The 24,383-nt window shown below is 39.9% G+C and carries 20 protein-coding genes; 10 read left to right on the plus strand and 10 right to left on the minus strand.

All coding sequences use genetic code 11. The features are described from left to right. Positions 1 to 139 precede the first annotated feature (139 nt). Both H5116_RS14825 and H5116_RS14830 read left to right on the plus strand, forming a co-directional pair. Complete coding sequence (locus H5116_RS14825) at positions 140 to 727, plus strand: YceI family protein (RefSeq protein ID WP_182694000.1); 588 nt, start codon at positions 140 to 142, stop codon at positions 725 to 727. After that, positions 724 to 1,242, plus strand: a complete 519-nt coding sequence (locus H5116_RS14830; protein ID WP_182716524.1) for a DUF1285 domain-containing protein — start codon at positions 724 to 726, stop codon at positions 1,240 to 1,242. The genes H5116_RS14825 and H5116_RS14830 overlap by 4 nt, the downstream gene beginning before the upstream one ends. 9 nt (positions 1,243 to 1,251) lie before the next feature. Here the strand turns inward: H5116_RS14830 and yihA are convergent, their stop codons facing one another. Beyond that, complete coding sequence (gene yihA, locus H5116_RS14835; protein WP_002959920.1) at positions 1,252 to 1,920, minus strand: ribosome biogenesis GTP-binding protein YihA/YsxC; 669 nt, start codon at positions 1,918 to 1,920, stop codon at positions 1,252 to 1,254. A 281-nt stretch (positions 1,921 to 2,201) separates the two neighbouring features. On the opposite strand from yihA, the gene H5116_RS14840 reads away from it, so the two are divergent. From H5116_RS14840 to H5116_RS14850, 3 genes are all read left to right on the plus strand, one after another. After that, positions 2,202 to 2,834, plus strand: coding sequence for a cytochrome c (locus H5116_RS14840; protein ID WP_182682808.1), 633 nt, complete (start codon positions 2,202 to 2,204; stop codon positions 2,832 to 2,834). Positions 2,835 to 3,587: 753 nt separating this feature from the next. Further along, the gene (yihI, locus tag H5116_RS14845) at positions 3,588 to 4,172 is read left to right on the plus strand and encodes a Der GTPase-activating protein YihI (RefSeq protein ID WP_002959924.1); all 585 of its coding nucleotides are present in this window, start codon (positions 3,588 to 3,590) and stop codon (positions 4,170 to 4,172) included. A gap of 12 nt (positions 4,173 to 4,184) precedes the next feature. Beyond that, on the plus strand, positions 4,185 to 4,700 hold the full coding sequence (locus tag H5116_RS14850; protein WP_002959926.1) for a DUF2489 domain-containing protein: 516 nt from the start codon (positions 4,185 to 4,187) through the stop codon (positions 4,698 to 4,700). A 76-nt stretch (positions 4,701 to 4,776) separates the two neighbouring features. Here the strand turns inward: H5116_RS14850 and hemN are convergent, their stop codons facing one another. Then, positions 4,777 to 6,150, minus strand: a complete 1,374-nt coding sequence (gene hemN, locus H5116_RS14855) for an oxygen-independent coproporphyrinogen III oxidase (RefSeq protein WP_182716525.1) — start codon at positions 6,148 to 6,150, stop codon at positions 4,777 to 4,779. 123 nt (positions 6,151 to 6,273) lie between these two features. Beyond that, positions 6,274 to 6,807: a ribosome biogenesis factor YjgA gene (yjgA, locus tag H5116_RS14860; RefSeq protein WP_002959930.1), complete on the minus strand. Its 534-nt coding sequence runs from the start codon at positions 6,805 to 6,807 to the stop codon at positions 6,274 to 6,276. Positions 6,808 to 6,951: 144 nt separating this feature from the next. Here yjgA and pmbA point away from each other — a divergent pair, with 144 nt between their 5' ends. From pmbA to H5116_RS14875, 3 genes are all read left to right on the plus strand, one after another. After that, positions 6,952 to 8,301, plus strand: a complete 1,350-nt coding sequence (gene pmbA / locus H5116_RS14865; protein ID WP_002959932.1) for a metalloprotease PmbA — start codon at positions 6,952 to 6,954, stop codon at positions 8,299 to 8,301. A gap of 72 nt (positions 8,302 to 8,373) precedes the next feature. After that, a complete protein-coding gene (locus H5116_RS14870; RefSeq protein WP_002959934.1) occupies positions 8,374 to 8,853 on the plus strand; it encodes a DUF721 domain-containing protein in 480 nt (159 codons plus the stop codon). Positions 8,854 to 9,275: 422 nt separating this feature from the next. After that, positions 9,276 to 11,351, plus strand: a complete 2,076-nt coding sequence (locus H5116_RS14875; RefSeq protein ID WP_154903909.1) for a M13 family metallopeptidase — start codon at positions 9,276 to 9,278, stop codon at positions 11,349 to 11,351. 36 nt (positions 11,352 to 11,387) lie between these two features. On the opposite strand, the gene H5116_RS14880 is transcribed toward H5116_RS14875, so the two are convergent. The 4 genes from H5116_RS14880 to H5116_RS14895 form a co-directional block, all read right to left on the minus strand. Then, on the minus strand, positions 11,388 to 12,488 hold the full coding sequence (locus H5116_RS14880; protein WP_182716526.1) for a phosphotransferase enzyme family protein: 1,101 nt from the start codon (positions 12,486 to 12,488) through the stop codon (positions 11,388 to 11,390). A 22-nt stretch (positions 12,489 to 12,510) separates the two neighbouring features. Continuing rightward, on the minus strand, positions 12,511 to 12,909 hold the full coding sequence (gene mutT, locus H5116_RS14885) for an 8-oxo-dGTP diphosphatase MutT (protein WP_007377262.1): 399 nt from the start codon (positions 12,907 to 12,909) through the stop codon (positions 12,511 to 12,513). A 68-nt stretch (positions 12,910 to 12,977) separates the two neighbouring features. Beyond that, complete coding sequence (gene secA, locus H5116_RS14890; protein ID WP_039485905.1) at positions 12,978 to 15,686, minus strand: preprotein translocase subunit SecA; 2,709 nt, start codon at positions 15,684 to 15,686, stop codon at positions 12,978 to 12,980. A 371-nt stretch (positions 15,687 to 16,057) separates the two neighbouring features. Further along, positions 16,058 to 18,085, minus strand: coding sequence for a methyl-accepting chemotaxis protein (locus H5116_RS14895; RefSeq protein ID WP_182682813.1), 2,028 nt, complete (start codon positions 18,083 to 18,085; stop codon positions 16,058 to 16,060). 116 nt (positions 18,086 to 18,201) lie between these two features. Between H5116_RS14895 and H5116_RS14900 the strand changes: the two genes are divergently transcribed. Further along, positions 18,202 to 18,972, plus strand: a complete 771-nt coding sequence (locus tag H5116_RS14900; RefSeq protein WP_182716527.1) for an NADP-binding protein — start codon at positions 18,202 to 18,204, stop codon at positions 18,970 to 18,972. Here the strand turns inward: H5116_RS14900 and hutH are convergent. From hutH to hutC, 3 genes are all read right to left on the minus strand, one after another. After that, positions 18,969 to 20,504, minus strand: coding sequence for a histidine ammonia-lyase (gene hutH, locus H5116_RS14905; RefSeq protein WP_182716528.1), 1,536 nt, complete (start codon positions 20,502 to 20,504; stop codon positions 18,969 to 18,971). The two genes, H5116_RS14900 and hutH, sit on opposite strands and share 4 nt — an antisense overlap. A 2-nt stretch (positions 20,505 to 20,506) precedes the next feature. After that, a complete protein-coding gene (gene hutU / locus H5116_RS14910) occupies positions 20,507 to 22,180 on the minus strand; it encodes a urocanate hydratase (protein WP_182682815.1) in 1,674 nt (557 codons plus the stop codon). Between the two features lie 66 nt (positions 22,181 to 22,246). Beyond that, on the minus strand, positions 22,247 to 22,954 hold the full coding sequence (gene hutC / locus H5116_RS14915; protein WP_182682816.1) for a histidine utilization repressor: 708 nt from the start codon (positions 22,952 to 22,954) through the stop codon (positions 22,247 to 22,249). A gap of 119 nt (positions 22,955 to 23,073) precedes the next feature. On the opposite strand from hutC, the gene hutI reads away from it, so the two are divergent. Then, positions 23,074 to 24,321, plus strand: a complete 1,248-nt coding sequence (gene hutI / locus H5116_RS14920) for an imidazolonepropionase (protein ID WP_165742855.1) — start codon at positions 23,074 to 23,076, stop codon at positions 24,319 to 24,321. Positions 24,322 to 24,383: the final 62 nt, after the last annotated feature.

The following is a 24,383-nucleotide window of genomic DNA, read 5'->3' on the forward strand; positions in this document are numbered from 1 at the left end:
CTATCTAATTAATTCTTTTTTGCGCTATACCAATTGTATTGTGCATTCGTCACTTCGAGGTGGTTTGGGTACATCGCAGGTGATACCATCGAAGTGCTATCATTTTTATTCTTTTCATTTTATTACTAAGGAGTGCGTTATGTTTAAAGCATTAGCTATTGCAGGTTTTTCTTTATCAAGTTTAGTTATTTCTAATGTTGCTCAGGCCAATTGGCAGCTAGTGAATGATAAAAGCCAACTAAGCTTTGTTTCAATTAAAAAAGATTCGATTGCTGAAGCTCACCATTTTACTAACCTTGAAGGTATGCTTTCTGATAAAGGTGAGTTTAGCGTTAATGTTGATTTAACATCAGCCGAAACTCTAATCCCTATTCGTAATGAGCGTTTAGCTACATTTTTATTCGAAGCGGCTAAATTCCCCAATGCTGTTTTAACTGCAAATTTAACTAAAGAGCTAAGTAATATCAAAAAGCCTGGTCAATATGTATTGAAGGGTATTACAGCTGAGCTTGATTTTCATGGTAATAAAAAACCATTGGCAATTGATGTACTCGTTAACAGCACGCAAAGTGGTGATTTAACGGTATCATCATTAACACCTATTATTATTAATAGTGATGATTTTGGTGTAACCGAAGGCGTTAAAAAGCTGCAAGAGTTAGCGGGCTTGCCTTCAATTGCAACAGCTGTGCCTGTTACATTTGCAATAACACTTAAAAAACAGTGATTTCTTTAAGTGAGCTTAGCAAGCGATTAAGCGAGCCAAGCAAACCTTTTGATAGTTGGCAGCCTAACCATTGTGGGGAGCTGCCAATTGTTATTAATAATGAAGGGAAATGGTTTTACGATGGCAGCCAAATAACACGCCCAGCCATGGTGAAGCTGTTTGCTTCTGTATTGTGTAAAGAAGGTGAGCAATTTTATTTAAAAACCCCTGTCGAAAAAATAACAATAACGGTTGAAGATGCGCCGTTTATTATTGTTGATTGGCGCTTTGAAAATACAGCGCAAGGGCAAGTGTTGTGTTGTATTGATAATTTAGCTAGGCAGTGGTTAGTGAGCGCTCAGCAGCCCTTGCATATAAAAGACTACAATGGTTCAAAGGTGCCTTATTTAAAGCTACCGTATGGTTGTAGTGCGCGAGTTTCACGCAGTGTATTTTATCAGTGGGCTGAAAAAGCCGAGTCTGATAAGCTCGGCTATTTTATTAAATCTGCAGGAAAGCAGTTTTATTTATCGTAACGCCAGCGTTTAAGCCTCTGGGTTGGTTTCGTCTGTGATTGTTTCATCGCTAGGTGGTACAGCAATAACAGGACCTAAAAACCATTCATCTAGCTTTTTAGCTACTTCTGGTAAACCGGTGCCCTTTAATGATGAAAACGCATGAACTGTAATATCCCCATCAAGCGTGCTTAATTCACGGCGAACTTGCAGTACTTGTGATTTACGAGGGCCTTGCTTTAGTTTGTCGGCTTTAGTTAATAGTGCCAATACTGGAATCTCACTACCAATTGCCCAGTTAATTAAATCACGGTCTAAATCTTTTAATGGATGACGAATATCCATTAAAATAACAATACCTTTTAAGCTTTGACGCTTTTGCAGATATTCACCTAACGACTTTTGCCATTTCTTTTTCATTTCGATTGGTACTTTAGCAAAGCCATAGCCTGGTAAATCGATAAGGCGCATATCGTCAACATCCGCTAAATCGAATGTATTGATTAGCTGAGTACGTCCAGGTGTTTTACTTGTACGTGCTAGCTTCTGATCGGTTAATGCATTTAATGCACTCGACTTACCTGCATTGGAGCGACCGGCAAACGCAACTTCAATTCCCGTATCAGCAGGTAATTTAGTAATGTCGGGAGCGCTTGTTACGAAAGACGCAGTATTATATTTGATACGAGATTTGAGCACAGGCTCTCCTAAAACTTAAAAAAATAACATTGAGTAAACCAAATTCACTCAGGGCGCGTATTTTATACTATAAAGGATGTATTAAAAAGCGTATTTAACCACCTAAAAACAGCACCTATGGTACATTTAAAACATGTTAAAGCTTAATCTAAGTCAAAACCCTGTAAATTATAAGCTTAATATGTGTAGAAAACGTGCCAGAGAATTTATTATCGTGTAGAATATATGTATTACAACATCACGATTGTAGATGATACAGGGTCGGAAACAGAGAATTCACCATGAAAAAAATAGCACTATCTTTAACAATATTGCTTGGTGCGTTGTCAGCAAGCAACGCAACAGCATTTGATGGCGATGTAAACGCAGGTAAAGAAAAATCAGCAACGTGTGCGGCTTGTCACGGCCCAGACGGTAATGCGCCGGTTAATATTTACCCTAAAATTGCAGGTCAACATCCAGATTATATCCTTAAGCAACTTCAGGATTTAAAATTAGGTATGACGTCAGGCGGCAAAGAAGGGCGTATGGATCCAGTAATGAGCGCTATGGCTATGCCACTTAGCGAGCAAGACATGAAAGATCTAGCTGCTTATTTTTCTTCAATCAACATGACTGAAGGTGCTACACCTAAAGATGTTGTTGAAGTTGGCGAAATGCTCTTTAAAGCAGGCGATGCGGAGCGTGGGATTCCATCATGTGCAGCATGTCATGGTCCACGTGGTAACGGTTCATCACTTGCTAAGTTTCCAAAAATTTCCTTTCAGCATCCTGGATATATCAAGTCTCAACTTGAAAAATTCCGTGATGGAACTCGTCACAATGACTTAAATGGCATGATGGGCGATATAGCGAAGAAATTAACAGATAAAGATATTGAAGTACTTTCTCAGTACTTAGGTGGTTTACACTAAAGTCGTATTTATTTAGCAATTAATAATAAATACACTACAATGTTTTACAAAAAGCAGCCCAGGCTGCTTTTTTTGTGTGCAAAATTAACGATATCACCCGTTTAAATGTAAGACATTGACCATGCGTTAGTGTGAGAAAAGTCTTCTTTTTATTTCTTATTCATCATTAACCTATTGTATTTTATTGTTTATTTTGTTTTAAAATGTAATAAGTATAATAAAAGTTATATAAACCAGTTGTAACAAAATCATTAACGAGTAAATTAACCACTGTCGCAAAAGAACAATAACAAAACGGAAACAAGCTATAAGGAAAGTGGCGCGGCATGACTACATAGCACAAGATTGGTGCTACTAAAGGAAATAATAAAAAAGTGTCATGATGACCGAAAATAATAAAATACTCATGGAAGTTTAATAACAAAAACAAAATGGAATGTAACAAGGAACGTAAAAATAATAACAATACGGACTGATAATAATAAAAATAATAAAGACTAAAAAAAGTCGAAGGGAGAAGTGTCCAGATAATGGCGCTCAGATTAGCAGGCGGTAGAGATGTTTTCTCTACCGCCTTTTTATTTGTCCTGTTACAATACCCACCGTTTAAAATTAGCGATTAATTAGCTAAGGCGCTTTTAAATGAGAAACCCAACCTCTATAGCGCAAACTGAATTCTTCTGGCTAGGCCAGCACTGCGATGCCCATTAATTTGCGCTTCGCTCAAAACCTCTTAAGTGAGATGATCAAGATATGAGTAGAACTAAAAAGTCACGCAAAAGCCCAGCAAACGGACCTGTTCGTTTAAGCCAAGATAAGCTTAAAGAAATGCGCGCATTAAAAGAGCAGCGAGTTAAAAAAACCAAAGGCGCAAAGCCCGGTTCTCGTAATGCGCCAGATTTACTAGATAGCGAAAGCCAAAATAGTAATCACGCGCCTAAAGATAAGCGTGTAGGCAGTAAAAAGCCTGTGCCGTTAATCGCAACCGCGCCAGAGCCTAAAGTTGAAATGAAACGCAACTTAAAGCCAACTATTGAGCTGAAAAAAGTAATCGAGCCTGAATTTACACCTGAACAAGAGCTAGAAGCACTTGAGAATGATGAACGTTTACTTAAATTAGTAGAGCGTCATGAAAAAGGTGAAATGCTAACAGGTAAAGATGCTAAGTACTTTAATAGTCGCATTGCTCGTCATCAGGCGTTATGTGAAATTCTTGGTATTGAAGATGAGGACGAAGACGAGTTTGAAGATGACCTTGAAAGCCAAGGCAATTCTGATTTCGATCAATACTTATCTGATGATTTAGCCAACGAATGGTTAGATGAAGACGACAAATAGTAAGGATAAATAATGAGTACCTCGGTAATTTTAGCCTTACTTTTAGGCGCTGCTATCATAGCTGGTTTGGCATTTTATGCGGGTCAGTTGCTGTATAAGTTAAATGCGCAAAAAAAGTTAATTGCTAAAACGCAGGCTGAACAAAAGCAAAAGCTTGAAAAGTCGCGTTTAAAGCGAAACGCAAAACTAGCCGATAGTATTCATTTAATCGCACGTGCAATGAATGAAGAGCAGTGTGAGTTTTCTGAAGGCTGTTTACGTATTTGGGTACTTATGTCTCAGTATGCCTTTGAAAGCGAGCGTGATTTAACGACGCAGTATCCTGGTATTTATAAAATGTATCAGGTAGTTAAAGAAATGCCGACGCACGATGCACGTAAAAAATACTCTAAAAAAGAGATTTTTAAGCTAGATAAGGCTCGCTGGCAAGCTGAAAAAACACTTAAAGATGAAGTTAAAGCGGATTGCGCTAAAATTATTATCGAGTTTAAAGCCGCTCCAGGTAGCGATAAAGTTGTTTTTAATTAAAGCTACAACTTAAATACAAAAAGCAGACCTAGGTCTGCTTTTTTTGTGCCGATGTATTTATTATCCAGAGTTCAGGCTAAATCACCCTTGAAAAGCGCGTTGCGTTAATTTGTTTTTGTAAGTGAGCATCGAAGCACATACAAATAATACGAATGAATAAGTTCCCGCGTGGTGTTACGCTAATTTTATTATCAATTATAGTGACTAGTTCATCTTTTATAAGTGGCGCCAGCGCTACTAATGCATCCTCAAAGTAGTCATTAAATATAAGCGCGTGTTTTTCACTAAAGTCTTGTATATCTAATTCAAATTGGCAAATGAGCTGTTTAATTGCATCAGCACGAATTACATCATCATGTGTTAAGTGCATTCCTTTATTAAGAGCACTACCGCTTTGTGTTTCTACGTTGTGGTAATAATGTTTTAATTCTTTTTGATTTTGTAAAATGGCGGTGCCAATTTGTGAAATTGATGACACGCCTAAACCTAATAAATCACAATTTCCATGGGTTGTATAACCTTGAAAGTTACGATGTAACTTGCCTTCATTTTGCGCAACAGCTAGTTCATTATCAGTTTTTGCAAAATGGTCCATACCAATAAATTGATAGCCTGCTTGCGTCATCTGCTCCAGCGTATTTTTAAACATGGTGAGCTTATTATGAGCACTGGGTAAATCTGCATCTTTAATCTTACGCTGTGCAGCAAAGCGCTCTGGTAAATGCGCGTAGTTAAACACTGATACTCTGTCAGGGCTTAACTCAATAAGTTGCTCTATAGTTTTCTTAAAGCTCTCTGGCGTTTGCAGAGGTAGCCCGTAAATCATATCTGCATTAATAGATTGAAATCCTAGCTCGCGAGCTTGTGTAATTAATTGCTTAACGGTATCTGCATTTTGCGGGCGATTAACAGCAAGTTGCACGTCGTCGTTAAAGTCTTGAATCCCAAATGAGACACGGTTAAAGCCAAGCATTCTTAAATCAACAAGCATATTATCGGCAAGTGAGCGTGGGTCTATTTCAATACCGCGCTCTGTTGTGCGTGTAAAATTAAAGTGTTGTTCTAAAAGTTTAATTAAACGGGTCATTTGTTTTGCGGTTAAAAAGGTGGGAGTACCGCCACCTAAATGCAATTGCTCAACCGTGTAGCTTTTAAATAAAGGCGCTTGGGCAGTAATTTCTTTTGCTAAAAAGTCGAGATACGTATCTGCCTTAGATTGATGACGGGTAATTATTTTATTACAGCCACAGTAGTAGCAAAGCTGACTACAAAACGGGATGTGAATATATAAAGAAAGAGAGCGACTTGTTGACGATTCTATAGCGCTTAGTAGGTCTTGTTGCTGATATCCGTCACGCAGTGATAAAGCCGTGGGATAAGAGGTATAACGCGGACCAGACACATTATATTTGTTTATTAGGGTTTCATCCCATTGTGGAAGTTTAATCATCACGCACACCTAAGTATTTATTTATTGGGGATTATAAAAAAGTACTCAGGAAGGCGGTTTGATCTATAACAAAAAAGGTGCCGAAGCACCTTTTTTAATAAAATATAACTTAATACGACCTAATTAATACGTAATAGTATGAGCATCTTTAAGGTATTGAAATAATTCTTTATAACCTTTACCCGGCTTTTCAGCTTTCGCTTCTTTTGCCGCATTTCGAACCAATTGGCGCATTTGTTGACGATCAAGAGATGGAAACTGCTCAATAGTCTCATTGATAAGGTCATCACCTTGCTCAATTAAATCTGAACGTAATTGCTCAATTTTTTTGACCAATACTTCAGCTTGGTTATTTTTATTAAGCATCACATCGATAATCGCTTTAATATCATCAATGTTTTCTACAGTACGCAGTGTTTTAGCGATGTAATTTAAGTGGCGGCGATACGCGTCGCTTTTGTTACTTATTTTATCAGCAACAACCATCGCTTCTTTTAAATCGTCATTTAATGGCAGGCGTTCGCGCTGTTTTTTACCCATTTTGGCAATTTCAGTACCTAACTGATGAAACTCTTGCGCTTCGCGTTTAAGCTCCGTTCTTGATACATATTCAATTTCTTCTTCAATTTCAGCAGGCTTGCCTTTTTTCTTTGCCATGGGGTGCTCTTAAATAAAAATAACTTTTGCCATTATACATGAATATGATACTTAGGAATATTAGCTGATGTGATGCATTGAGTGTGTTAGCATTTAAATATAAGAAATGCGTGCATTATGCCTCTAAGGCTCAGGACTTAATTTATGAAAAGCCAACAAAACGATCCAATTTATTCTCAAATATCGCAAGTTAAAGATGCGGTAGCAGAAGTACTCGAACATGCTAAAAAATTAGGCGCTACAGCTGCAGAAGCTGCGATGTCTAGCACGTCTGGTTTATCGGTTAGTACACGAATGGGTGAAGTAGAAACCATTGAGTTCAACCAAGACGGCGGCTTAGGCATTAGTGTATATGTTGGTAATAATAAAGGCTCGGCGTCAACGGCTGATTTAAATCCAAAAACATTGCGCACGGTAGTCGAAAAAGCGATTGATATAGCCAAATTTACATCTGATGATCCATTTAACGGCGTTGCTGATAAAGAGTTACTTGAATTTAATCCTAAAGATTTAGATTTATATCATCCTTGGGATGTAAGTCCTGAGGAAGGCATTGAGCTTTGTCATGCTGCTGAGCAAGCTGCATTAAATGCGGACGAGCGTATTGTTAACTCTGATGGTGCGAGTTTTTCATCGCATCAGGGATTACGTGTTTATGGTAACAGCCACGGTTTAATTGCAGGTTTTCCGCGCACTCGTCATAGTATTAGTACTATGGTAATAGGTAAAGATGGCGAACACATGCAGCGCGACTCTGCTTATACAGTTGCTCGCGATCAGGCTGGTTTAAATGATGCTGCGGCAGTGGGTCTTGAAGCGGCAGCTGAAACCTTAGCTAAATTAAACAGCCAAAAGTTAGGCACAATGAAAGTGCCTGTTATTTTTAGAGCAGATATTGCAAATTCATTGTTTGGTCACTTGGTGTCGGCAATTGGTGGTGGCGCGCTTTATCGTAAATCAAGTTTTTTACTTGATAGCTTAGGCACTCAGGTATTTAGTAATTGTGTGAATATTGCTGAGCGCCCACATATTTTAAAAGGGTTGGCATCGTCACCGTTTGATAGCGAAGGTGTTAAAACATTCGATAGAGAAATAATTCAAGGCGGCGAGTTACAAACTTATTTATTAGCAAGTTATGCTGCGCGTAAAATGAACATGACCCCAACAGGACATGCTGGCGGTATACATAACTGGCTTGTTGAACAAACTCATAACGATTTAACTGCACTATTAAAAACCATGGGTACTGGCTTATTAGTTACAGAGCTAATGGGGCAGGGCGTAAATACCGTAACGGGTGACTACTCTCGTGGTGCTGCAGGTTTTTGGGTTGAAAATGGTGAAATTCAATATCCGGTAAGTGAAATTACTATTGCTGGTAATTTAAAAGACATGTTTAAAGGTATTTCTGCCATTGGTGGTGATATAGAACGCCGTGGTGGTATTCAAACAGGCTCAGTACTAATAGAGCAAATGCAAATAGCCGGCGCGTAGTATTAATACGCAGTGTATACTTAGACCCAGAGTATTATCTCTGGGTCTAAGTGAGTTTTTACGAGGTGTAAAATGGCTAAAGATAGATATGCACCAAAACCGCTAACCGATATTATGGCGGGGTTAAATAATCGTTTATCGGCTTATGCAGGCAAAAGCCAAGCACTTGATACACAGCAAACCTTATTAAAAGATTTTTTAGGCCCTAAATTGGGTGATAAATGCCGAGTTAGTAATTACCGAGACGGCACGCTAATGATAGAGGCGGTATCTGCGCCTATCGCGCTTAGGCTTAATTATTTAAAAATGGATATGCTTTCACACTTTAGAGCAGCTGGAATGGCAGAGCTCGGGCAAATAAAAATAACTGCAAACCCTCAAGCAACTCAGCGATTAAGTACCGCTAATAAATCGGGCAGCCCTACAGTTACCAACTCACGTAAAATGAGTGAGCAAACCGCTAATTACTTAAATGCGATAGCGGCTTCTGCCCCCCCTTCATTAAAAGAAAAACTAGAGCGTTTAGCGCTCCACGGGAAGAATAAAAGTTAGCCTTAGCCACCCGCTATATTGTTATTGGTAGGGCTATTTTTGCAGCTCACCGCATTCAAAATACTTTGTTACATATTCCATTTTATTGTTGGTCTAATGAGGTTTATGATACTGCGTGGTGTGCTTTATTATTTAAAGCTCCCTTGATACCCATTCCATTAAGTAAAAGCGTACAGGCAGTGCTATTTTTACTCCTGCTATATTCAAGAATTTAATGGAGTTGGTATGTGATACCAACCTGCATAAATCTTTGATCAATTTAACGAATTAAATTGCACTATAACGTCGTTAAAAATTTTTTATTTAGAACAACTAGATACAAAAACTTTTGCTTAGTTCTAGCGTAATTTTCTTAACGTTAATTAGACCCCATACATAAGCAGATTGGTATGATTTAATTCTAACTAACAAACGGAATCATTATGAATAAAGTAACAATGGCCGCTGCGAGCATAGCGCTTGCACTTGGTCTAGTAGGTTGTGGTGAAAAACAACAAGAAGCTAAAGTAACCGACACTCCTGTAGTAACAGCACCCGCTGAAAAGCCACTAGAGCTTGGTATTGAACTAGCGAATATGGATAGTTCAGTACGCGCACAAGACGATTTTTATTATCATGTAAATGGACAGTGGTTAGCAAAAACTGAAATACCAGGTGATAAGTCTAACTACGGTTCTTTTTCGCAGCTATATGATGAGTCACAAAAAGCGATGAAAATTGCCCTTGAAAACGCAGCCGCGAATAAGGCCGCTAAAAAAGGCAGTGATGAGTATAAAATTGGCGCATTTTATAAAAGCTACATGAATCAATCTGCGCGTAATGAGCTAGGTATTACGCCATTACAACCGTCATTAGATACAATTGATAGCGTTAAATCTAAAGCTGACTTAGTGGGTTTAATGGCTAAAATTCAAAAACAAGGCGGTACTTTACCGTTTGGTTGGTTTGTAAATAACGATGCTAAAAACTCGAGCGAGTATGCATTGTATTTATCTCAGTCGGGTCTTGGTTTACCAGATCGTGATTATTACTTAAACGATGACGAAAAATTCACTAAAATTCGCGCTTCTTACGAGCAATACATCACAGATGTTTTAGCAAAATCAGGCGTTAAAAATGCAGCAGAAGCTGCCAAGAGCGTACTTGCATTTGAAAAAACACTAGCTGATGCTCAATGGAGCCGTGTGCAAAGCCGTGACGCAACTAAATCTTACAACAAGATGACAGTAGCAGACGCAAGCAAGTTGATGGGGGAGCTTGATTTAGCTGCATTCTTTAAAGATGCAGGTGTGAGTGCAAGTGATATTATTGTACGTCAACCAAGCTACTTAGAAGCACTTGCTACTATTTATAAAGATACTGATTTAGCGACGTGGAAAAACTACTTAAAATTTCATTTTGTAAGTGGTTATGCAGAGCTACTTAGCGAAGATTTAGTTAACCTTAACTTTGACTTTTACAGCACAACACTTCGTGGCGTAGAAGAACAAGCACCTCTTTGGAAGCAAGCGGTTGATGCATCTAACAGTGTACTAGGTGAGATTTTAGGTAAGGTATACGTTAAAGATAACTTCCCCCCAGAAGCTAAAGCACGCATGGAAGAGTTAGTTGATAACGTAATTAAAGGTTATGGCGTTGCTATCGAAAATCTTGAGTGGATGAGCCCTGAAACAAAGCTTGCAGCGAAAGAAAAATTAGATAAATTTACGCCTAAGATTGGTTACCCAGACACGTGGAAAGATTACTCAGAGCTAGAGATTAACTCAGATGAGCTAGTAGGTAATTACATCCGTTATAGCGAATGGGCATACGCAGATATGATTGCTAAATTGGGTAAACCAGTTGATCGCTCTGAATGGCACATGACTCCGCAAACGGTAAATGCGTATTACAACCCAGTAAACAATGAAATTGTATTTCCAGCCGCTATATTACAACCACCATTCTTTAATTTAGAAGCGGATGATGCTGTAAACTACGGCGCAATTGGCGCGGTAATTGGGCATGAGCTTGGCCACGGTTTTGACGACCAAGGTGCTAAATACGACGGTGACGGTAACTTACGTAACTGGTGGAGTGAGACTGACCTTAAGCAATTTGAAGAGCGTACAGCGGCTTTAGTTGCACAGTATAACGAATATAAACCATTTGAAGATGCAAGTGTTAATGGTGAGCTAACGCTTGGCGAAAACATTGGTGACTTAGGTGGTTTAACCGTTGCGCATAAAGCGTATATGCTATCTTTAGGTGATAAAAAAGCACCCGTGATAGATGGTTACACAGGCGATCAACGCTTCTTTATGGGTTGGTCACAAATCTGGCGTCGTAACTACCGCGATGAAGAGTTACGTAATCGTTTATTAACAGACCCTCATTCACCAAGCCACTACCGTGTAATCGGTATCTTGTCGAACATGCCTGAGTTTTACGAAGCGTTTGACGTAAAAGAAGGTGATAAAATGTATATCAAACCAGAAGATCGCGTAAAAATCTGGTAATTGCATTGCTATAAATAACAAAAAACCAGTAAGTTTTTAGCTTACTGGTTTTTTTGTATCTTGAATTTGTTTATCGACTAAGCACGCGTGCATCCATTCTTCGTTACTCAGTATGTTTTTATAAAGCGCGAGTTGGTTTTGTGCTCGCTCTAAATTATGCTCTGCATGAGATACTTTAAAGTACACATCGTTATTTAAGTAATCAGTTAAAAAGCGCACACTTAACATGAGCGGCATTATTTTAGCGCCTAATAATAAGCTTTCTTGCTCTAGTATACTCATGCTATTTTTTAATGGCGTTACATAGCCTTTTACAATGGCTGAAAATATATCTTTTCGAATAACAACGTTGTGTAAGTTTGTTGAATCCTCGGCTTCGGGGGAGCAAAATGTACGTACCATGTCGCCAAAGTCATAAAGCCAAAATCCTGCCATGCAGGTGTCTAAATCAATAACTGCTTTTGCTTTGTGAGTTGTATTACAAAACAGCATATTATTTATTTTTGTATCGTTATGACACACTCTAAGCGGTATGTGTTTAGCTACCTGACTAAGCTCAGTAATTAAATGCTGCTGCGTTAAGCAATATTCTATTTCGTCAGCGCAGTGCTTTACTCTATTAACTACGTTGTTAGTGATTGCGGTATCTAATTGCTCAAAGCGCATCGCTAAGTTATGAAAATCAGGAATTACAGTGTGCAGCTGTTGCGCATCAAAATCTTGTAATGCATGAGCAAATACGCCAAAGGCGTAAGCCGCTTGCTCGCTCTGCTGGGTATTTTTAACAACGTCTTCGCTGTAGCTATCACTAATATAGTTAAGGACGCGATAATACGCATTATCAATTTTTATTAAGTGTTCATCGTTTTGTGTAGCTATATGTTTGATTATTTCAAGCGGGTAATTATTTTGCAGTTGTTTAGCATTTAAATGCTGCTCAATCAGTTTTGCATTACTCACTAACTGAGCAGGGTTTTTAAATACCTCAGTATTAAGTTTTTGCACAATAAATTGTTTATCAATACTTGTAAGTAGCCATGTACTATTTATATGACCGCTACCAATCGCACTAACTTGAGTTAACTCAGGGGGCAGTGCTAACAGTTCGCTTAGCTTATTTTGTATTGAGATATTCATTGTGCTCACTTATGCCCTTTTTTTATGCGTATCGGGCAACTATTTTTTCGATAATTTCAGCATTCGCTTCAGGAAAATCATAATTTTCTAATTCAGTAATTGCTACCCATTCGCTAGGTTGCCCTTCAGCGCCATGTGCTTCACCGCTAAAGTTACTTACTACGTGTACATCTAATTTAACGCATTTATCGCCGTAGTCATGTTCAATCACCATCAATTGGCTAGAGCTGTGAATGGTTAGTCCAACTTCTTCAATAAGCTCGCGTTTAAGTGCAACAAACACACTTTCTCCAGCTTCAACTTTACCACCAGGAAATTCCCATAAACCGCCTTGATGTTGTTCATCTGCACGTTTACAAATGAATATAGCGTTATTTTTCTTAATAACACCAACAGCTACATGTACAATTTCTATAGTCATTACTTTAAAACTCCATAAAAAAAAGCGACGCTAGCGCCGCTTTTTAATAAGCTACTGACAATATTGGGTTACTTTAATTTACCGCAACACTGTTTGAATTTTTGACCTGATTTACAAGGACAAGGGTCATTACGACCTACTTTTGGTTCTGTACGAGCCATTACTGTCGCTGTTTCTGGCGCTTCGCCACCTACGTGCTCAGCTTCTTCATGTTGGTATTCGCGAGGAGCATTTTCACTTTTACGGTGTTGCTCTTCTACTTTTTCAACATCTTCTTCTGCGCGTACTTGTACTTTACTTAGAATGCTTACAACATCTACTTTCAAGTTTTCAAGCATTTCGGAGAACAGCTCAAACGATTCACGCTTGTACTCTTGCTTAGGATTCTTTTGCGCGTAACCACGTAAATGAATACCTTGGCGTAAATGATCCATTGCAGCAAGGTGATCTTTCCAATGCTGATCAAGGCTCTGAAGCATAATCGCTTTTTCGAATTGACGTAATACAGAATCGCCAACTTGCTCTTCTTTTTGCTTGTATGACTGCTCAACCGCCTGCTCAATACGCTCACGAAGCTTTTCTTCGTATAGTTTATTGTCATCTGCTAACCACTGAGTAATAGGTAACTCAATTAAGAAGTCTTGTTTTAAACGCTCTTCAAGGCCAGGAATGTCCCACATTTCAGCAAGGCTTTGCGGTGCAATGTACTGATCAATTGTATTGCTAAGTACGTCACCACGAATTGCAGTAATAGTTTCTGAAATATCGCCTTCTTCAAGTAGTTCGTTACGCTGAGAGTAAACAACACGACGTTGATCGTTTGCTACATCATCGTACTCAAGTAGTTGCTTACGAACGTCGAAGTTACGTGCTTCTACTTTACGCTGTGCATTTTCAATCGCACGGTTAACCCATGGATGTTCAATTGCTTCACCGCGTTGCATGCCTAATTTACGCATCATGTTAGTCATGCGCTCACCGGCAAATATACGCATTAGCGCATCGTCCATCGATAAGTAAAAACGGCTTGAACCAGCATCACCTTGACGACCAGAACGACCACGTAATTGGTTGTCTATACGACGAGATTCGTGACGTTCAGTACCAATGATATGTAAACCGCCGGCATCAATTACTGCATCATGGCGAATTTTCCAAGCTGCTTTAATTTCAGCAATTTGCTCATCAGTTGGGTTTTCAAGTTTTTCAACTTCACTGTTCCAGTTACCACCTAACACGATATCGGTACCACGACCGGCCATGTTTGTTGCAATTGTTACTGTTCCTGGTAGGCCAGCATCTGAAACGATGTCAGCTTCTTGCGCATGAAATTTAGCATTAAGTACATTGTGCTTAATTTTTTCTTTGCGTAAAAACTGCGATAAATACTCAGAGCTTTCAATTGAAATAGTACCAACAAGCACCGGTTGTCCACGGTCTTGGCAGTCTTTAATATCAATTAAAATAGCTTCGTATTTTTCTTCTTGCGTTAGGTAAACTAAATCGGCGCGATCATCACGAATCATCGGCTTATTAGTTGGCATAACAACGGTATCAAGGCCGTAGATTGACTGAAATTCAAATGCTTCAGTATCGGCTGTACCAGTCATACCTGCTAACGTTTCGTATAAACGGAAGTAGTTTTGGAACGTAATAGAGGCAAGTGTTTGGTTCTCGTTTTGAATTTTTACACCTTCTTTTGCTTCAACAGCTTGGTGTAAACCTTCTGACCAACGACGACCTTCCATTGAACGACCAGTATGCTCATCGATAATAATTACTTCGTTTTCTTTTACAACGTAATCAACATCTTTTTGGTATAGCTTATGAGCACGAAGGGCGGCATAAACATGGCTTAGTAGCGTAATGCTTGCTGCTGAATAAAGCGAATCGCCTTCTTCAATTAAGCCGCGCTCAGTAAGTAGCTCTTCTACTTTAATTTGACCACGTTCTGTTAAATGAACTTGCTTAGACTTTTCATCAATCGTGTAATCGCCATCGCCTTCAATACCTTCTTCGTCTTCTTTTTCTTGAAGCTCAAGTAAAGGAACGATGGTGTTTATTTCAGTGTATAGCTCAGAGCTATCCTCAGCTGGGCCTGAAATAATCAGCGGGGTACGAGCTTCATCTATTAAGATTGAATCCACTTCATCGACTACAGCATAGAATAATGGACGTTGAACTCGTTCATCAATGCTAAAAGCCATGTTGTCACGAAGGTAGTCAAAACCAAATTCGTTATTAGTACCGTATGTAATGTCGGCAGTATAAGCGAGCTTCTTTTGCTGCGGCATCATACCTGGTACGTTACAGCCTACTGTAAGGCCTAAAAATTCAAATAACGCACGGTTGGTTTCAGCATCACGTTTAGCAAGGTAGTCATTCACGGTAATTACGTGAACACCTTTGCCTGTTAAGCCGTTTAGATAAGCTGGTAGAGTAGCTGTAAGTGTTTTACCTTCACCGGTACGCATTTCTGCAATGCGACCTTGATGTAAAACCATACCACCTAATAACTGCACGTCGAAATGACGCATGCCATTTACACGCTTTGACGCTTCACGTACCACAGCAAAAGCCTCTGGTAGAATGTCGTCAAGGCTTTGTCCGTTATCGTAACGTTCTCTAAACTCAGCTGTTTTAGCTCTTAAATCTTCATCAGAAAGCGCTTCAAGTTGCGTTTCTAGCGCATTGATTAGCGCGACCGTCTTTCTTAAGTTTTTAATAGTGCGGTCATTGCGACTACCAAAAAGCTTGGTAAATAAATTAGATATCATGATAAAACCGTTACAATGTATTCTTTGTCAGCCGAGTATCGGCTAACCCATTTTTAACAATTGGTAATTAATATGTGCTTTTAAGTAACACTTAGAACATATTAATTAGCAATTTTGTATTAAACCGTTCAAAAAGCACTGTTTATTACGTGCGCTACTATACCAGACTCTGCCAAACAACAAACTATCTCAATAAAAAGATCGGTGTATAAAATCGAAAAATTTGATCTGGTTCGTAAAAATCACTTTGTATTACTCAATTACAGTAAAAATAGCAGCGAACTGTAAAGATATGGTGCTAAATAAATTAAAAACAAGGGTTATAGTTGCGCTTAAGTTTTACGCTTAAACACAACTATTAAATACATGTTTTATAATTTAAATTGATTAACCGTTTTGTTAAGCGCCGCAGCTAAATCACTTAAGTCACGAGCTTCGTCAGCGAGGGTGTGCGCATGGTCAGCGGTACTGTTCACTAAGTTATTAATTGCCGAAAGGCTCGTATTAATATCTTCAGCAACAACAGTTTGCTCCTCGGTAGATGTGGCTATTTGATGACTTTGGTCTTGTACTTTAGTAACCGACTGCGCAATATTGTGAAGTGAGCTAAGCACTTCTTTAGTTTGAAGCACTGAGCCCTCGGTTTGATCTTGTCCTTGTTGCATCATTACTGAGGCTTGTTGAGCTATTTGCTGCAAGCGCGAAATCATATTTCGAATATCGTCTGTTGATTCTTGTGTGCGACTTGCTAGTGAACGTACTTCATCAGCAACAACGGCAAAGCCTCTACCGTGTTCACCGGCACGAGCAGCCTCTATAGCCGCATTAAGTGCAAGTAAGTTGGTTTGATCAGCAATGGAATTAATTACATCGACTAATGCACCAATGTTATTACTTTCTTGCTCAAGACCTGCAACCACTTTAGATGCTTCGCCAATATGTAATGCCAGTTCAGTCATTACTGTTTGCGCCTGTGTAGAACGGCTAGCTCCTTCAGCTGTAATTGCTTGTACTTCTTCAGCTGCGTTATTTGTGTGTTGTGCGTTACGTGATATTTCAAGCACAGTAGTCGCCATTTCAGTTACCGCTGCGCTCACGCTATCAACTTGCTGCTTCTCTTGCTGAATTTCAGAATTTGTTTTCTCAGAAACACTTCTTAGCTGGGCCGCTGCATTACTTAGTTGTTCTGCTTGCGCTGCGGTATCAAGCATCATGGCGTGCAACTTATCAATAAAAGTGTTCATGTGGTTGGCCAGCTGTCCCACTTCATCTTGACTATTAATATAAATTTTTTGAGTAAGATCGCCTTCGCCCGATGCTATATCACGCATAATGTGCGTAAGCGTTGTAATGGGTTTTGAAATCATGTGGGTAGCCCATAAAATCATGGCTAATATAATGATTAAGATAATAATTACCGCCGTTGTTGTAGCGGTTACTGCAGCATTTACGGGCTCTTCAATCATAGTAGTTGGGATAAGTAGACCTACATACCAATCTATATAAGGCTGCTCTAGCTGCAGACGATGGTAAACCACATAAAACTGCTCACCTTTAAAAGTAACCATTTGGCTGCCTTCAAGGTTATTTCGCATTTGTGTATTTAACTCTTTAAAGCCTGCTGTATTTGTAAATTGTTGCTCAAGCGCATCGAGCCCTTCTTTACCGTTTGCACCTTCATCTGTAATTGAAAGTTTATGCCCAGTGGCCTTTGAAAAATGAACTACTTTTTGATTACCATCGAGTAAAAATCCATAACCTTGGCCGTTAAAGCGAATATTTTCGACCATGTCGTTAATTTTGTTTAATTGTAAATCAACACCGCCCATACCAATGAGTTTTCGCTGAGCGTTATAAACAGGTTGTTGTACTACTGCGGATGCTACGCCTGTGGTTAAATCAACAGAGATTGGACCTACGTAAAGCTTGTTAACTTGCATGGCTTCTTGCCACCACCCACGCTTGTAAGCGTAATAAGGCTGGCCGTTGTAGTGACTTGTACGCTCGTTTTCTTTAAAGTATTCACCGGTGGTTGCTGAGGCAAAAAAGGCCGATAAAATGTTTTCGTCATTTGAGCTTAAACGCACAAAGTCTTGGTTTACTTCGTTGTAACCTGGCGCGCTTTCGAGTGCTTGATCGCGTGTATCCCAATTTTCAAAAAAGTTGATTAAATGTGGGTTATTAACAAAGGTTGATACCATTTTACCGTACATCGCGAAGTAACTTTGCATTGAAAGTTGCTCGGTCTGTAGATAACTTTGTGCTTCGTTTTCTATGTTTTCTCTAGAGAGATTGGCAATGTGTTTAACAAAAAATGTTGAGGCGATAATTAGTAAAACGGTAATTGTTCCACCAATCAATAATAATATTTTCTTCCGTAATGATAAATTATTTAGCATGAGTACACATATTTTTATTATTTATGAAATTATATCTAATCATATCTTACTTAAAATCTCTATAAAGTTAGATAGAAAGAACTAATTATGCGTTTAAAATAAAGGCTTATACAAAAATGACAAATAAAAGTAATAAATTAGTAGTATTAGGTGCAGGCTGGTTAGGACATGCTTTATGCGTAAGTGCACAAAAAGCTGACTGGCAAGTACAAGGAACGCATAGAACAGATATACACGAGTTTGACTTTGAGCGTCAGTTTACACTTGAAGATGGACAATTAAGGCATCAAGTTGATTTACAAGGTGCTTATTGGGTATGTGCTATTCCACCACGTAGCAGGCACAGTGAAAGTAATTATCCTGAAACACTCACCGCAGCGCTTAAGCTTTCAAAGGAGCTAAACGCAAAGGGCTTTTTATTGTGCTCATCAACCGGGGTGTACGATCAAGAGCCTGGTGTATATAGTGAAAGTAGCGATATTTCATGCACAAACGAGCGCCAAATAAAGCTTTACGAAGCTGAAGAGCTAGTGCTTGAACAAGATGGCAAAATACTTCGTTTAGCTGGCTTACTAGGGCCTAATAGAGAACCGGGGCGTTTTGTGGCAGGTAAAGAGCTCAATACATCAAGTGAGCAAGTGGTAAATATGGCGCATCAACAAGATGTAATTAATGCTATTTTTGCGGTGATAGAGCACTGGCAAGTAGGGCAAAATATTTATAATGTGGTTAATCCTGCGCACCCCACAAAAGCTGAATACTACGCGATGAAGTGTCAGCAACATGGTGGTGAAATGCCAACGTTTACAGGAACTGATTCGGCTGAGCGAAAAATATTAGGCTCAGCCATTGAAGCCTTAGGGTTTAGCTATCAGCACGGTATTTAATATGCTGAAGGCAGGGGACTGCTCTCTATAAAGTCGCATAGCTTACCTTCACTTAGTAATGTATTAGCAGCTTCGATATCGGGAGCAAAGTAGCGGTCTTTATCATAATAACTTACATGCTCGCGTAACAATGCTTTAGCGCTTTGCACTTTATCTGATGGTTCAAGCGGCTTTCTAAATTCTAGCCCTTGAACCGATGCTAACCATTCTATTGCCAAAACACCTTGGGTATTATTGGCCATTTCATCTAAGCGCCTTGCTGCAAAGGTTGCCATAGAAACATGATCTTCTTGATTTGCAGATGTAGGCAAGCTATCAACCGAAGCCGGATGCGCTAATGATTTGTTTTCTGATGCAAGCGCTGCTGCGGTAACTTGGGCAATCATAAATCCAGAATTTACCCCGCCGTTTTCAACTAAAAATGGCGGTAATTTGGATAGGTTTGAATCGATAAGTAATGCAATTCGCCTTTCTGCTAATGCGCCAATTTCGGCAATTGCGATTGCTAAGTTGTCAGCGGCCATCGCAACGGGCTCTGCATGAAAGTTTCCTCCCGATATTATGTCGCCTACATCGGCAAAAACTAGCGGATTATCGGTTACACCGTTCGACTCGCATAGCAATACTTCTGCGGCTTGCCGTATCTGAGTTAGGCAAGCACCTAGCACTTGAGGCTGGCAGCGAAGGCAGTATGGATCTTGTACTTTTTCACAATTGGCGTGGGAACTACTAATTTGAGAGTGCGTATCGAGTAGCTCTCTAAATACTTGAGCGGTGTCTATTTGTCCGCGCTGTCCGCGAATTTCATGAATACGTGCATCAAATGGCGCGCGACTGCCCATTGCAGCTTCTATGCTTATTGATCCGATAACGCAGCTTTGTGCATATAGGTTCTCGCTTCTAAATAGGCCTTGTAGTGCAAACGCAGTCGACGCTTGTGTGCCATTTAATAATGCTAAGCCTTCTTTGGCTGCAAGGGTAAGGGGTTCAAGTCCCGCTATTTTTAACCCTTGTGCTGCGCTAATTATTTCTCCTTTATGTCGCATTTGACCTTCAGCTAATAAAGGTAGACACATATGCGCAAGAGGGGCTAAATCTCCCGATGCCCCCACGGAGCCTTTTTTAGGCACGCATGGATATACTTCGCTACTAAGCAGCTGCATAAAAAATTGGATTACTTGCAGGCGAATGCCCGAATAGCCACGTGAAAGCGAGTTTACTTTTAAGGTGATCATTAACCTTACTGTGCTGTCATCCATGTATTCGCCAATACCCGCAGCGTGTGAAAGCACAATGGAGCGCTGTAATAATTCAAGTTGGTCGTCGGCAATTTTAGTATTGGCTAATAATCCAAAGCCGGTGTTAATTCCGTATACAGTGCGGTGTTCATTAATAACATTTTGAACGGTTTGCGCGCTGGCTGCTATTTGCGACTCGGCATGCTTTGCAAGGCTTAACTTTACCGGTGAATTATTAATTTTTCTTAGTGTGTTTAAATCAAGTGATCCGGGTGTGAGAGTAAGTTCGAACATGATCATTCCTCGTTTAACATAGGTAGGTCTAAATTTTGTTCTTTAGCGCAGTTTTTTGCTATGTCGTATCCGGCATCAGCATGGCGCATTACACCTGTTGCAGGGTCGTTCCACAGTACGCGAGCAATACGCTCTTTAGCTTCATCAGTACCATCGGCAACAATAACTACACCAGAGTGCTGACTAAATCCCATGCCTACACCGCCACCATGATGAAGCGACACCCAAGTAGCGCCACTTGCGGTATTAAGCAGTGCGTTGAGTAATGGCCAATCTGATACTGCATCTGAGCCATCTTTCATGCTTTCTGTTTCGCGGTTAGGGCTGGCAACTGAGCCAGAGTCGAGGTGATCGCGACCAATAACTATAGGGGCTTTAAGTTCGCCATTTTTAACCATTTCGTTAAAGGCCAGTGCAAGGCGTGCTCTATCTTTTAGGCCAACCCAGCAAATGCGTGCAGGTAAACCTTGGAATTGTATGCGTTCCCGCGCCATATCAAGCCAGTTATGTAAATGTGCATCATCAGGAATAAGCTCTTTTACTTTAGCGTCGGTTTTATATATATCTTCAGGGTCGCCTGATAATGCTACCCATCTAAATGGTCCAATCCCTTCACAAAATAAAGGGCGAATATATGCAGGCACAAATCCAGGAAAATCAAACGCGTTGGTAACACCCTCATCAAACGCCATTTGACGAATATTATTACCGTAATCAGTAGTGGCGGCACCGGCTTTTTGTAGTGCTAGCATAGCTTTAACTTGGACTGCCATTGATTGTTTAGCGGCTTTTACTACGGCTTTTGGATCTTGCTCACGCATTTTTGCTGCGTACTCCATTGTCCAGCCTTGTGGTAAGTAACCATTTAATGGATCGTGAGCAGATGTTTGATCTGTGACTACATCAGGGGTAATGCCTGTTTTAACCAGTGTACTAAATACATCGGCAGCGTTACCTAGTAAACCCACTGAGAGGGCTTTACCTTTAACACATGCATCGGTTATTAATTGCAGTGCGTGTTCAAGACTTGTTGCTTTTACATCAACGTAGCCTGTTTTTATACGAAAATCGATACGGCTTTCATCACATTCAACAACCAGTGCACTAAACCCAGCCATTGTAGCTGCAAGTGGTTGCGCACCGCCCATACCACCAAGACCACCTGTTAATACCCATTTACCACTAGCGCTACCTGCAAAATGTTGCTTTGCCATAGCTACAAAGGTTTCGTAAGTTCCTTGTACTATGCCTTGCGAGCCAATATAGATCCAAGAACCCGCCGTCATTTGCCCGTACATCATCAAGCCTTTTTTATCGAGCTCGTTAAAGTGCTCCCAATTTGCCCAGTGTGGAACAAGATTTGAGTTAGCAATAAGCACGCGAGGAGCATTACTGTGGGTTTTAAATACACCAACGGGTTTTCCTGATTGTACAAGCAGGGTTTCGTCGCTTTCGAGTCTATCGAGGGTTTCTATAATTTTGTCATAACTTGGCCAATCACGAGCTGCTCGGCCAATACCACCATATACAACAAGTGCATGAGGATGCTCTGCAACGTCAGGGTCTAAGTTATTCATTAGCATGCGCTTAGCAGCTTCTGTTTGCCAGCTTTTAGCACTTATTTTATCTCCATGAGGTGCACGTATTACGCGACTTGTGTCGAGTCGGTTGTTCATGTTTTGCTCCTGTTGTATATACAAGGTGATTTGTTATAAAAAAAGCGCAGTAAGCGCTATTGTTTGTTATTTTTTAAATGTTAAGTGGCCGCCTAAGCGATATTTACTGCCAGGTGATACAAGGCGCGCAAAGCTTACAATGCCTTTAACAGACCAGGTGCGTCGGATCACTTGTAAGCATGGCTCTTCATTATATAAATTTAACCATTGGCACATTTCGCTGTTTGGCATAATGGCCTCTACTGTATGCCTTGCTTGGGTAAGTGGGGCAACACTAGATAGATATTCATGTGGTGTAAGCGTGCTGAAGTCTTGTTGTAAGTAGCCAGTCGCAAGGGCAGGATTTACAAAACGCTCTTCTAGCTGCAAAGGGCTGTCATTTTCGTTATGCACAAGTACACTTCGATATACAACACTGTCAACCTCAACACCAAGTGCAATGGCAATAGGTGCTACTGCATTTATTGATTCGAGTATGAGTACACTACAGGTGTAGTTGCCGTTACGCTCTTTTACTTCATCAGCAATATTTTTTATTTCAAGTAACGATGACTGCGATTTAAATGTAGCTACAAATGTACCTAACCCTTGGCTGCGGGTTAAAATACCTGCCTCAGTTAATTCGCTTAGTGCTCTGCGGGCTGTCATCCTGCTTACACTAAATTGACTACTTAGTTCGTTTTCAGAGGGAACACGTTGGTTTTCTTGCCACGTACCGCTGCGTATTTTATCAACAATGAATTGTTTTATTTGCGCAAATTTAGGTGTCATCATTAAATTTATGGTTACATTAAAAATAAACTATATAAATAAGATGACACAATTACCTTGTATATACAAGATGGGTTGTTAGACTATATTTTCATCACTCGCGGCGTAAAAAGGGCTAAAAAATGCAAAGCACAACACAAAATTATGAGTTAGAAGAAATCGACTTACTTTTAACTGATGCCAATATTGCCACTATGGATAGCAATATAAATGCCCCTTATGGCGCAATCGAAAATGCTGCTATAGCCATTAAAAATGGTAAAATTGCGTGGATTGGAGAGCAATCAACATTGCCTAGTTTTGATGTGTTTGCAACGCCGACATTGAGTGTAAAAGGACAGTGGTTAACGCCGGGCTTAGTAGATTGCCATACTCACTTAGTATTTGCAGGTTCAAGATCGCAAGAGTTTGAACAGCGTTTGCAAGGCGTAAGCTATGAGCAAATCGCAGCACAAGGCGGTGGCATAGCAAGTACGGTTAAAGCCACAAGAGCAGCCGACCGTGAACAATTGTTTGTAGATGCAAAAGATCGCTTAAATACGTTGTTAAAAGAAGGTGTAACCACCGTTGAAATAAAGTCTGGTTATGGGCTAGATACTGAAAACGAGATAAAAATATTAGAAGTCGCTCGTTTATTAGGTGAACATCACCCTATTGATATTAAAACTACTTTTTTAGGGGCGCATGCTCTACCGCCTGAATACAAAGGCCGTGCTGATGAATATATTGATTTAGTGTGTACTGACATGCTTGATCAGGTAGTAGCTAATAATCTTGCTGATGCAGTCGATGTATTTTGTGAAAATGTTGGGTTTAGTTATTCGCAAACCAAACGTGTTTTCCAGGCGGCTAAAAAGCATAACCTCCCAGTAAAATGCCATGCTGAGCAGTTATCTAATCAACAGGGTGCTAAGCTGGTGGCGCAGTTTAATGGCCTTTCGGCTGATCATATTGAGCATCTAGATGAAGAGGGTGTAAAAGCCATGGCAGACGCTGGGACGGTAGCGGTGTTATTGCCAGGCGCATTTTATTTTTTAAGAGAAACTAAATTCCCACCTATTGAATTACTTAATCAATATAAAGTACCGATAGCTATTGCGAGTGACTTTAATCCAGGTACTTCACCGCTGTGCTCAGTGCACTTGATGATGAACATGGCATGCACATTGTTTAGATTAACACCTGAGCAAGCATTAGCTGGTGTTACTCGAAATGCAGCTAAAGCACTAGGTTTAGACGACCGTGGTATTTTAAAGGTTGGCGCAAGAGCTGATATTGCGCATTGGCAAATAAGTCATCCATCACAATTAAGTTACCAATTTGGCGTAAATAAACTGTTAAATTTATGGATTTTGGGTAGAATTAATTAGTTTGTATTATTTTTACCCACATATAACTTGGTTTAAACTTTTTTAGCGAATACGGATGCCGT

Origin of the sequence: Pseudoalteromonas sp. SG45-2 (assembly GCF_014164115.1) — a bacterium.
GTDB lineage: Bacteria > Pseudomonadota > Gammaproteobacteria > Enterobacterales > Alteromonadaceae > Pseudoalteromonas > Pseudoalteromonas distincta.